Below are 11,114 nucleotides of genomic sequence, written 5' to 3'. Positions count from 1 at the left end.
TGGGGCGCCTACGCGGCGCCTTGCAACCCGTCGCCGCCCGCGCGTGCGCGCACCCAGGCCTCGAGTTCCGGTGGCGGCAGCGGCGGCGTGAGCAGATAGCCCTGCACTTCGTCGCAGCCCTGTGCGCGCAGGGCCTGCAGGGCCTGATCGGTCTCCACGCCTTCGGCGACGACCGTCAGCCCCAGCGCGTGACCCAGATGGATGATTGCCTGCGTGAGCACCGTGACCTGCAGGTCGCCGAGCATCTGGCTGACGAAACTGCGATCGATCTTCAGATGCTGCACCGGGAAGCGGTGCAGGTAGTGCAGGTTCGAGAAGCCGGTGCCGAAGTCGTCGACCGCCAGGCGCACGCCATAGCTTTCGAGCAGGGTGAAGGTGCGACGCAGCGCCTCGTTGTCGCGCATCAGCGCCGACTCGGTGAGTTCGAGCACGAGGTGTTCGGGCGCCCAACCGGTTTCCTGGCAGATCGCGAGCACCTGCGTGGCGTATTCGGGATCGCGCAGTTGCACGGCCGAGACATTGACCGCGATGCGCTCGAACGGCAGTCCGGTATGCCGCCAGACCACCGCCTGGCGACAGGCCTCACGTAGCACCCAGCGGCCGATCGGCACGATCTCGCCGCTTTCTTCGGCGACCGGAATGAATTCCACCGGCGAACACAGATCGCCATTGCCGCGCCGCCAGCGCAGCAGCGCCTCGAAGCTTTGGATGGTGCCGCTGCCGAGCGCCACGGTCGGCTGGTAGACGAGGAACAATTGGTCGCGCGTCAGTGCCAGGCGCAGTTCCTTGTCCAGCTGCACGCGCCGCTGGATGCGCTCGTAGAACGCGTCGTTGTAGTACTGGTAGCCGTTGCGGCCCGACTGCTTGGCCGCATACATCGCCGCATCCGAGGCGCGCATCAGCGCCTCGAGATCGACCGTGCCCTCGTTGAGCAGGGCGATGCCGATGCTCGCGCCGACGGTCACCTCGCCATCGGGCAGGGCAACCGGCTCGTTGACTGCGGCGATGATCTTGTCCGCGACCAGGGCGGCGTCTTCGGGTTTGCGCACCTCGCACAGCATCACGACGAATTCGTCGCCGCCCAGACGGCCGACCACATCGCTGCCGCGCACGCAGGCCTTGATGCGTCCGGAAATCTCCTGCAGCAACTGATCGCCGGCGGCATGGCCGTGCGTGTCGTTGACATCCTTGAAGCGGTCGAGGTCGACGAACAGCAGGGCCAGCGACAGGTTGGCGCGTTTGGCCACCGAGATCGCCTCGTCCGCGCGCTGGCGGAACAGGAAGCGGTTCGGCAGGCCGGTCAGCGTGTCGAAGTGCGCGAGCTGTTCGATGCGCTGGCCCGCTTCGCGTTCGCGCGTGATGTCCTGGGTCAGACCCGTGATGCGGTAGGGCCGGCCCTCGTGCATTTCCACGCTCGCGGTCAGGCGTAGGGTCAGGCGCTGCTGGTCGGGCGTGATGAAATTGACTTCGGCCGTTTCGTCGGTGCTCTCACCGGCGACCATGCGCTTGAGCGCGAGGCGCAGACGTTCGCGCGACTCGTCGTCGTAATGCTCGAACTGCGTATCCAGGGTGACCGGCGTGCCCGGTTCGATGCCGTGGATGCGGTAGTTCTCGTCGGTCCACTGGAATTCGCGCGTGGCGAGAGCCAGATCGAAACCGCCGATGCGGCCCATCGCCGCGATACGGTTGAGCAGCTTGCTGCGCCAGCGTGCGGTTTCCGTCGCCCGGCGCTCTTCAGTGACATCGCGCACCACGCCGATCAGGCGCAGGCCGTGGCCATCGACCCGCGGCATGACTTCGCCAGCGATTTCCACATGCCGACGGTCGCCGTTTGGCCGCACGAGATCCAGGTCCAGCTGATACGAGCCGTTGCTCTTGATCGCGGCCTCGACCATCGTGGTCAGGCGCGTGTACGACTCGGGCGTAAACAGCGCGGCGTGTTCGGCCCAGCGCGGCGGACGCTGATCCATCGGCCAGCCGCAGATGCGGTAAAGCTCGTCGGACCAGGTGAAGATGTCGCTCGCCGCATCCCACACCCAGCTGCCGATCTTGCCGATGCGCTGCGCCTCGTCGAGCAGCAGCTCGCGCTCGCGCAGGCGCAGCTCCAGATCCTTGTAGTCGGTGATGTCGGTATGCGTGCCGACCACGCGCTTGGGTCGGCCGTCGGTCGCCCATTCGATGACCTTGCCGCGATCGAGCACCCAGCGCCATTGCCCATGGAAATCGCGGATGCGGTATTCGACCTTGTAGGTCGAACGGTTGCCGGCCAGATGCTGGCCGATCGCGTTCTTCTGCATCTCCAGATCGGCCGGATGCACGAGCTCGCTCCAGGCGTGGACGGTGTCGTGCAGGTAGTCGGGCGGATAGCCGAACATCGTCAGGCAGCGCGGCGAGCGGTACACGCGACCGCCTTCGGCGCTGGTGTCGTCGGCGCTCCAGTCCCACAGGCCATCCTCGGCGTTCTCCAGCGCGTAGCGCCAGCGCACGCGCTCGGAGGTGTCGTCGGCCGGCTCGATCTCCTGCACCGGCAGCAGGCTGAGAATAAAGCCCTCGGTCCGCCCGGCATGGACCACGGGCAGCAGGCGGAACTCCAGATCCTCGTGTGCGCAAGTGATGCTGCGCTCGGGATGCTCGCGCAACTGCGCAAAAGAACTTTGCAGCGTCGGTTGCAACAAGGCGCGCAGGGTCGGCGTCCACAATTCCGTCGCACGGTCGTTGCAGGCCATGAGCTCGCCGTCCCGGTCGAACGCGATCAGCGCACGACGCGTGGAATGCTGCAGCACGGCAGTGAGGAAGCCAGCGTCCAAAATACCGATGTCCGCTCGGGGGGTGCTCGGAATATCCTCCATATCCAACGCAAAAAGCAGGGTCTGCGGCCCGTTTTTGCGGATGCGGTTCAGCAATGTCTACCGCGGCTCACGGGGCAAGGCAGCATGCCCGATAACGTCGTCACACTTTCTTCGCCGATCGTGCAGGACGCACGGATCGGCGCGTAGTATTCCGGAGTCGAAAGACCCCGGAGGTCGCATGCGTTCTCTTGTTGCGCTGATGCTGCTGGTGCTGTCGCCCTTGGCCTGCGCCGAAAAACCTGCCGCCGCCGACCAGGGCCGGCAGTTCATCGACCGCAGCGTGGTGAGTTTTCCCGAAGAGCACGCCGGACATCGCCTGCGCGAGGCGCACTACGATCCGGCGCAATGGGAAAACGGCGTCTCGCTGGACTACGCACTGGCCCAGGCACCGGCGGCCCTGCAGTTCAATATCTATGTGTATCCGAAAGGCCGCAGTCCCGCGGCCGACGCGCTGTCGGCGGCGATGAACGAGGTCGAACAGGCGATCCGACATTTCGAGAAGAGCGGCGAGTATGCCGGCGTGCAGTTCGGCGACATCACCTCGTTCAGCGTGCCTGCGCCCATCGGCAGTCGGCTCGACGACCCGCACGAGGCGCCGCCCGGCAGCGACTTCGACAACGAACTGATCCGCCTGACCACGGTTTCGCCGACCCTGGACGGTCGCCGATGCCTGCTCAGCCTCACGCGCAAGACGGTGCCGGCGCGATCGCTGGCGTACGTGTTCTACAGCCAGCTGTTCCTGATCAAGGTGCGCGCGTCGGTGCCCGTCGCGGCGATGGACGCGGAGGACTTCAACGCCCAGGTCGACGCCGCCGTGACCCGCCTGGTGCCGCAGATGCGCGTGGACAATTACGGTGCCTGCGGCACGATCCAACTGGCGCTCGCGGCCGACACGGGCGACAAGGACCGCGACACCCAGGCCAATGCGCTGGAGCTCGCGCGCGAGATGGCGCGTGTCCAGCGCGAGAACTGCGCCAATAACGGCCCGGACCGCGAACCCGTGGCCGGCCGCGAACGGGAAATCCTCGTCTACCCCGACGGGACCTGGCACTAGCGCCGGCGGTCAGCGCTCGATGTAGTTCACGCAGGCCACGTCGTCGTGGCCGTCGCCGTCGGCGTCGCGATGGCCGGGCGTTTCGGTGTTGCAGTCTTCGTCGACGCCGTCCGCGTCGCAGATTTCCGGGTGACCGGGCGCGCGTTGCGGATCGTTGTCGTCGCAGTCCAGGCCGCCGGTGCCGATGCTGGCTTCGCCGTCGTGGTCGGCATCGACCGGACCGCCCGAACAACTACGGGACGCTTCATCGCAGACAAACCCCTCTTCCACCGCGCAGGCCGTGCTGTACGCGGCCAGGCAGCCGCGCGCATCCGCCGCGCGATTGCGCGGATCGCAGGTCTCGTGGCCGTTGCAGAACGACGCGTCCTGGCATTGCACGTCCGAGGTGCACACCTGCGCGCGCGAGTTCGCCGGGAACAGCACGATGAGCACCAGCACCAACAGCGCGAGCAGCCAGCGGGGGTGATGGACACGGGTCATGGCGAAATCCTCCTCACGGGATCGCTCGCGCGACTAGGGGCAGTCGTGCCACTGGTCGGGATTGGCGTCGTTGCAGTCGTTGCCGGTCAGCACCAGCCACTGGCCGCTGTCGGCATAACTGCGCTGGTCGGCCGGGCAGGCATCGACGATGCGACCCGGATCGCCGTGACCGTCGCCGTCGGCATCGAGATAGAAGCGCAGCGTCTGACCTTCGTCGACGCGGCCGTCGCAATTGTTGTCGCGGTTGTCGCAGATTTCCGCGGCGTCCGGATGCGCGGTGGCCTCGCGATCGTCGCAGTCGTCACCGCGCGAGGCGACCACGCGCTGCGGCGTGCGCAGGCGCAGGCCGGCGGTGCCGGGGCGCTGGGTCGCCAGTGCGCCGATGGCGGGCGGCAAGGCGGCCTGCGCGGTCTTGCCGGCCTGGTCGCGCTCGCGTTGCAGGTTGTCGAACAGGGAAATCCGCGTGCGCAGGCGCGCGGAATCGAGCGCGGGCGTGGTCACGGGAACGACCGGACGCATCGGCACGACGGCGGGCTTCATGACCGACGCGCCAGGGGCCGCGGTCAGACTGCCGGCCACGCCGACATTGCATTGCTCGATCATTTTCGGCGCGAGCCCCGCGCCGGGATGGCCGTAACTGGTGACGGCGCCGACTTTCGCGGCGAGGGCCTTGCACGCACCCAGGCCAGGTATCGGCCAGGGACCGCGGGTGCGGCATTGCGCACCGCTGCATTGCCAGGTGATTCCGGAGGCGACGACCGCGCCCTGCACCCGCGACGTACCGCGCAGTTGCGCGGTGTAGTCGAAATTCTGTGCTTGCGCGGCCCCGGCGAATCCGCCGGTGAGGATCAGCATCGCGCCGATCACCGCCCTGACACGCCAACCCGGTTCCGGGGTCTTCATGGCCGCCTCCTAGGGAGAGACTGGGCCGGAGATTACTCCCGTTTTTCGGGGGGCACCATGGCAGGGCGGGGACGGGTCGCCAGCAAGCTGGCTCCTACGGGGTGTTGTCGGGTTTGTTGGTGAATTTGTCGAGCAGGCGGCGGCCTTCTTCGGACTGGGCGAGGCCTTCGAGCATGCTCGCGACGGCAGTCCCGCCGCCGGCCGAGAACAGGTCCATGACATTGGCCAGGCCCTTGCCGGGCGTGCCTGCGTTCGCGATGACTTTGACCTGCGCGGTCTTCAACGCTTCCGCCTGCGCCTGGCCGACGGCCTGCGTCGCCTCGATGTTGCGGATGCCCAGCAGGTAATCCTGGTAGCCCTTGTCGCTGCCGATCTTTTCCGCGAGCTTGATCTGCGCATCGACCGGCGCCATCAGGATCGCCGTTTCCGCCGAACCGCGCGCCGTACCTTCGACCGCGATGCCCTCGGCATTGCGCTTGGCCGCTTCGAGCTTGCCTTCGGCGGTCAGCACGGTCTGCTGCTTGTTGCCCTCGGCCTCGACGATCGCGACCTGCTTGGTCGCTTCGGCGTCGACGATCGCGACTTCCTTCGCCTGGCCGGCCGCGATGACCGCGACCTCCTTGCTGATTTCCGCGCCGCGCACGTTCTTGACCTGCACCACGTCCATTTCCTTGGCCGCAGTCTCGCGCTGCTGCACTTTCACCTGCTGCGAGGCCTGTTCGTTGGCGACACCGACGTTCTTGTCCTTTTCCGCGGTGCGCAGACCGACCTGCTCGGCCGCGAGCTGGCGCGCCATTTCGATTTCACGCTTGGCGGCGATTTCCGCCATCTCGGCCTGGCGGGTGTTGTCGGCGACGACCAGGCGCGATTCGCGCTCGATGCCGGACGTGCGCTTGGCCATGATGTTGTGGATGACCTCGCTCTCTTTCGAGTCGCGGATGTCCATCAGCTCGATGTTCTTGATCGCTTCCACGCCCCAGCTGCCGAGCTGCGGCTGCACTTCCTTGGTGAAGGCTTCGCCGAAGCGGCTGCGGTCGAGCATGATCTGGTCGATCTCGTGGCCAGCCAGCACGGTACGCACGGCGCCTTGCACGATCGAGGTCAGCTGGTGCTGGAGTTCGTCGAAGGACGCCACGCGCTGCGCGGCGGTGTTGGAATCGCTGATGCGGAAGAACGCCATCACGTGCACGAGGAAAGGCACGCGCTCCTTGTCGTAGGCGGCGTAGTCGGGCAGGTCGATCGCGAAGTTCGACACCGGCAGCATGATCTTGGTCAGGCCGATCAGTGGAATCCACGAGGGCCACTCGTAATAGGTATTGCTTTCGAATCCCTTGCCGTAGGAGATCGTAGTTTTCCGGCTCTGCACGATATGCACTTCGTTGACCGGCACGACGCGGCGCAGCGCGACGACCCAGAAAAACAGGATCACGAAGACGATGACGGCGACGATGACGGCGCCGAGGAGGATCAAACTGGTGAAGGGCATGACGGCATCCGGAACGGTGGGTTGCACGTCCAGTATAGGGTTCCCATGACCGTCCGGAGGCCATGACCTTGCGCCCTTGCACGCGGCCACGGTTGCGCTAAGGTCGGGAGCTTCCGCCGTCCCGTCCCTGCTCCCGGAGTCCCCGATGAAGCTCTCGCCGCTCACCCTGAGTCTCGCCCTGGCCCTGTGCTCGCCGCTCGCCTTCGCGGCCCCGCCCGCCGGCAAACCCGCCCCGACCTTCGGTACTTTCGGCGTCGACCTGAGTGCCCGCGACACCTCGGTCAAGCCCGGCGATGACTTCAATCGCTACGCGAACGGCCACTGGCTCGACACCTACGAGCTCAAGGACTACGAGACGCGCTTCGGTTCGTTCAATGCGCTCACCGACGAGGCCGAAGAACGCAGCCGCGACATCATCGAAGGCATCAGCCGCAAGACGAATCTCGCGCCGGGCAGCGACCAGCAGAAAGTCCGCGACTACTACGCGAGCTATATGGACCTGGCCGCGCGCGATGCCGCCGGCATCACGCCGCTCAAGCCGCTGCTCGACCGAATTGCCACCATCGATACGAAAGCAGAGCTCGTGACTGCGTTCGGCACCTCCGATGTCGACGGCACGCGCGCGCCGGTTGGCATGGGCGTGGGCCTGGACCGAAAAAATCCGGATCGCTACCTCGTCGGTCTCGGCGTCGGCGGCTACGGCCTGCCCGACAAGGACTATTACCTCAATCCCGATCCGCGTTTCGTCGCGATTCGCGCCGCATACGTCGAGCACATCCAGCGCATGCTCGGTTTTGCCGGCGTAGGCGATGCCAAGGCGCGTGCCGAGGCGATTCTCGCGCTGGAAACGGAACTGGCGAAGAACACCTGGGACCGCGCGCAGATGCGCGATCGCGAAAAGACCTACAACCTCACGCAGTTCGCCGACCTCAATACGCTGTACCCGGGCTTCGACTGGGCGGCAATGGCGAAGGCCCAGGGCCTGGGTGCGCCGAAAGAAGTGAATGTCAGCACGCCGAGTGCCGTCGGTCCGATTCTCGCGGTCGTCAACAACACGCCGCTGAGCGTCTGGCGCGACTACCTGACCTTCCATGCCGTGCGCAACCACGCGCCGCTGCTGAGCCAGGAGATCGACAACGCCGCGTTTGCATTCAATGGCACCGTGCTCAACGGCCAGAAGACCCAGCGCGACACCTGGAAGCGCGGTGTCGCTCTCGTCGGTGGCACGCAGGGTCTGGGCGATGTCGTCGGCCAGGTCTATGTCGCGCAGTACTTCACGCCCGAGGCCAAGGCCGCGATGGACCAGCTGGTCGCGAACCTGCGCGTCGCGCTGCGCCAGAACCTGGGCAAGATCGACTGGATGGGCGACGCGACCAAGGCCGAGGCCTATCACAAGCTCGACACCTTCCGTCCGAAGATCGGCTACACGACGAAGTGGCGCAACTACGACGCCGTCACCATCGTGCCGAACGATCTGATCGCGAACGCGATGGCGATGCGCCGCTACTACGCCGACGACCAGAACGCGCGCCTGGGCACGAAGCCCGACCGCGACGAATGGTCGATGACGCCGCAGACGGTGAATGCGTACTACAACGCGACCTTCAACGAGATCGTGTTCCCGGCCGCGATCCTGCAGGCGCCGTTCTTCGATCTCAACGCCGATCCGGCCGTGAACTACGGCGGCATCGGTGCGGTGATCGGCCACGAGATCGGCCATGGCTTCGACGACCAGGGCAGCAAGTCCGACTTCGCCGGCATCCAGCGCAACTGGTGGACCGACGACGACCGCGCGCGATTCGAAACCCGCGTCAAAGCCCTCGGCGCGCAGTTCAACGGTTTCTGCCCGCTCGAAGGCACCTGCGTCAACGGCGCACTGACGATGGGCGAGAATATTGGTGACCTGGGCGGACTCTCGATGGCCTATACCGCCTATCACCTGAGCCTCAAGGGCAAGCCCGCGCCGGTGATCAACGGATTGACCGGTGATCAGCGCTTCTTCCTGGCGTTCGCGCAGATCTGGAAAGGCAAGTACCGCGATGAGGCGCTGGTGAACCTCATCAAGTCGAATCCGCATTCGCCGCCGCAGTATCGCCTCAACGGACCGGTGCGCAATTTCGATGCGTGGTACGACGCGTTCGACGTGAAGCCGGGCGACGGGATGTATCTGGCGCCGGAGGCGCGGGTGCGGATTTGGTAATCCGCCTTTGCTGATTCAGGAACGAGAACGGCCACCTCGCGGTGGCCGTTTTTTTGCTGCCTCAAAGCGGGTGTCGCACGCCGCTAACGCTGCAGCACGAACTCCGCCTCTGCGACCACCTTCCCATTCACCTGCACCTCCACCCGCTGCACCCCGGGGTAGTAAACCCGCGTGGTGATCACCCGCAGCGAATGCTTTTTCGTGAGCACGCGGGTTTCGCCGGGCGCGAGCGTGAGTTGCCAGCCCTTGAATACTTTCGGACTGCTCTGGCCATTGGCCTTGATGTAGTGCACGAGATAGTCGATCGCCAGTGTCTGCGCGTTGCGCGCGCGGGACGTGAGGCTGAGTGTCAGCACGACCTCGCCGCCGATGCGCACGCGCTTGGGCGTGATCGTCAGCGCAGCCTCGCCCTTGAACGGCGCGCCCAGGCCCCACGCCGCGAGGATGCGCGGATGCCCTTGCTTGATGAGACTGCGACTCGCATGGCGCAGCAGCGCACGGCGTTCTTTGCCGGCATCGGGCAGATGCGCATCAAGCCAGTCGGCCACGTGCTCGGGATGGTCCTTGCCGATGTCATTGAGATGATTGGCGACACTGCGACGCACGTACGCACTGGCGTCGTCCTGTAGCGCGCGCAGCAGCGGCAGGCTGGGCGTCGGATCGGCGATCAGCGGCTTGAGCTGCAAGCCCCAGGGCAGCCGCGGCCGACTGCCTTCGCTCGCGAGGCGACGCACATGCGCACTGGGATCGCGCGTCCATTGCTCCAGCGTCTGGTAGCCGAGCTCGGGATGCTGCAACAGCAGCGGACGGATCGCGAATTCCGCGCTGAAGCGCTGCGTCAGCGCATGCAATGCGGCGAACGCACGCTTCGGATGCTTGTGCCCCTGGCGCGCCACGAATTCACCCAACGACCAGCAGATCCAGCCGGCCAGCCCCGCGTCCGACGTCGCAAAACCCAGCTCATCGCCCTCGCCCGCCGGACCGAGCGCGGCTTCGATGATGTCCGCGGCTTGCGAGAACTCTTCGGGCAGCGTCGCCTCGAGCGCATCGGCGATCTGCATCGCGCGTGCCTTCAACTCCAGGGTGTCGAGCTGCGCGAGCGCGAGTTTTTCAAAACGGCGGCGATCGAACGCCGGCCAGACGCGCGCGAGGTGATGACCGGCTTCGCGGATGCGTGCGGGATTGATGAGGTTCTTGAAGGGTTCGGACATGGGGCAACGATACCCGAGCTCTTGGTACCCGTGGCGCCGGGTTCTGATAGCGTGACTGGCAAACCCCCGGGAGCCTTGCTCATGAAGACACGCCCTGCCGCTTCGGCGTCCGATCAGGATCATCGCCGTCTCGCCGTGCTCATCGATGCCGACAACGCCCAGCCCAGCGTCATTGAAGGCCTGCTGGCGGAGATCGCCAAGTTCGGCGTCGCCAGTGTCAAGCGCATCTATGGCGATTTCACCTCAACTCACCAGACGCAGTGGAAGAAGGCCCTGCTCAAGCACTCGATTCAACCCGTGCAGCAATTCGCCTACACCAGCGGCAAGAACGCGACCGACAGTTCGCTGATCATCGATGCGATGGATCTGATGTACACGCGGAGTTTCGACGGCTTCTGCCTGGTTTCCAGCGACAGCGATTTCACGCGCCTGGCGCAGCGTCTGCGTGAGGCAGGCCTGCTCGTCTATGGCTTTGGTGAACAGAAGACGCCGGATGCATTTGTGCAAGCCTGCGACAAGTTTGTCTATACGGAGGTGTTGCGCAGTGAAGTCGCCGCAGTGCCTGCTCCAGTCGCCAAGCCCACGCCCAACCCCGCTCCCGCGAAAAAGGCGGTGGCGGGCAAACCGAAAGCACCTGACAAGATCGAAACGCCAATCGCGAATCCGATCGCCGTTGGCAAACATCCTTTGCCTGCCGGCCTCATCCGGCAAGCGATCGAAGAAGGCTCGGACGATCAGGGTTGGGCGTTTCTCGGTACCGTCGGCAGCTATTTGAACAAGATCCGCCCGGATTTCGACGCGCGGCTCTACGGGCACAAGAAACTTCGGGACTTGCTGAAGGCGCACCCCGCTTTGTTCGAGTTGCAGGAGCGCGGCTCCGCCGATACTCCGGCAAAAGCAATCTATGTGCGTGCATTGAAGCCCTGAAAAT

Annotated in this window: 8 protein-coding genes; 3 read left to right on the top strand and 5 right to left on the bottom strand. The window is 65.5% G+C overall.

The annotated features are described in order from the left end of the window. Nucleotides 1-8 precede the first annotated feature (8 nt). Nucleotides 9-2,807: an EAL domain-containing protein gene (locus tag G467_RS0110470; protein ID WP_026802581.1), complete on the bottom strand. Its 2,799-nt coding sequence runs from the start codon at nt 2,805-2,807 to the stop codon at nt 9-11. 220 nt (nt 2,808-3,027) lie between these two features. Here G467_RS0110470 and G467_RS0110465 point away from each other — a divergent pair, with 220 nt between their 5' ends. Continuing rightward, nucleotides 3,028-3,903 carry a hypothetical protein gene (locus G467_RS0110465; RefSeq protein WP_155844869.1) on the top strand — a complete coding sequence of 292 codons (876 nt, stop codon included), beginning with the start codon at nt 3,028-3,030 and terminating at the stop codon, nt 3,901-3,903. Nucleotides 3,904-3,912: 9 nt separating this feature from the next. Here the strand turns inward: G467_RS0110465 and G467_RS16335 are convergent, their stop codons facing one another. The 3 genes from G467_RS16335 to G467_RS0110450 form a co-directional block, all read right to left on the bottom strand. Beyond that, nucleotides 3,913-4,383: a putative metal-binding motif-containing protein gene (locus G467_RS16335; RefSeq protein ID WP_022969692.1), complete on the bottom strand. Its 471-nt coding sequence runs from the start codon at nt 4,381-4,383 to the stop codon at nt 3,913-3,915. A gap of 33 nt (nt 4,384-4,416) precedes the next feature. Continuing rightward, nucleotides 4,417-5,286: a putative metal-binding motif-containing protein gene (locus tag G467_RS0110455; RefSeq protein ID WP_022969691.1), complete on the bottom strand. Its 870-nt coding sequence runs from the start codon at nt 5,284-5,286 to the stop codon at nt 4,417-4,419. 94 nt (nt 5,287-5,380) lie between these two features. Then, the gene (locus tag G467_RS0110450; protein WP_022969690.1) at nt 5,381-6,772 is read right to left on the bottom strand and encodes an SPFH domain-containing protein; all 1,392 of its coding nucleotides are present in this window, start codon (nt 6,770-6,772) and stop codon (nt 5,381-5,383) included. A 145-nt stretch (nt 6,773-6,917) separates the two neighbouring features. On the opposite strand from G467_RS0110450, the gene G467_RS0110445 reads away from it, so the two are divergent. Beyond that, nucleotides 6,918-8,972, top strand: a complete 2,055-nt coding sequence (locus G467_RS0110445) for a M13 family metallopeptidase (protein ID WP_022969689.1) — start codon at nt 6,918-6,920, stop codon at nt 8,970-8,972. An 83-nt stretch (nt 8,973-9,055) separates the two neighbouring features. Here G467_RS0110445 and G467_RS0110440 read toward each other — a convergent pair whose 3' ends face one another. Then, a complete protein-coding gene (locus G467_RS0110440; RefSeq protein ID WP_022969688.1) occupies nt 9,056-10,183 on the bottom strand; it encodes a DNA alkylation repair protein in 1,128 nt (375 codons plus the stop codon). Nucleotides 10,184-10,264: 81 nt separating this feature from the next. Here G467_RS0110440 and G467_RS0110435 point away from each other — a divergent pair, with 81 nt between their 5' ends. Further along, nucleotides 10,265-11,110: an NYN domain-containing protein gene (locus G467_RS0110435; protein WP_022969687.1), complete on the top strand. Its 846-nt coding sequence runs from the start codon at nt 10,265-10,267 to the stop codon at nt 11,108-11,110. The last annotated feature ends 4 nt before the right edge of the window (nt 11,111-11,114 follow it).

The organism is Arenimonas oryziterrae DSM 21050 = YC6267, assembly GCF_000420545.1.
GTDB classification, from domain to species: domain Bacteria; phylum Pseudomonadota; class Gammaproteobacteria; order Xanthomonadales; family Xanthomonadaceae; genus Arenimonas; species Arenimonas oryziterrae.
This window is presented reverse-complemented; position numbering and strand designations above follow the sequence as displayed.

Excerpts from the sequence above, each read along its gene's own strand:
- G467_RS0110465 (WP_155844869.1), top strand. The coding sequence starts at position 3,028 with ATGCGTTCTCTTGTTGCGCTGATGCTGCTGGTGCTGTCGCCCTTGGCC.
- G467_RS16335 (WP_022969692.1), bottom strand. The coding sequence starts at position 4,383 with ATGACCCGTGTCCATCACCCCCGCTGGCTGCTCGCGCTGTTGGTGCTG.
- G467_RS0110455 (WP_022969691.1), bottom strand. The coding sequence starts at position 5,286 with ATGAAGACCCCGGAACCGGGTTGGCGTGTCAGGGCGGTGATCGGCGCG.
- G467_RS0110450 (WP_022969690.1), bottom strand. The coding sequence starts at position 6,772 with ATGCCCTTCACCAGTTTGATCCTCCTCGGCGCCGTCATCGTCGCCGTC.
- G467_RS0110445 (WP_022969689.1), top strand. The coding sequence starts at position 6,918 with ATGAAGCTCTCGCCGCTCACCCTGAGTCTCGCCCTGGCCCTGTGCTCG.
- G467_RS0110440 (WP_022969688.1), bottom strand. The coding sequence starts at position 10,183 with ATGTCCGAACCCTTCAAGAACCTCATCAATCCCGCACGCATCCGCGAA.
- G467_RS0110435 (WP_022969687.1), top strand. The coding sequence starts at position 10,265 with ATGAAGACACGCCCTGCCGCTTCGGCGTCCGATCAGGATCATCGCCGT.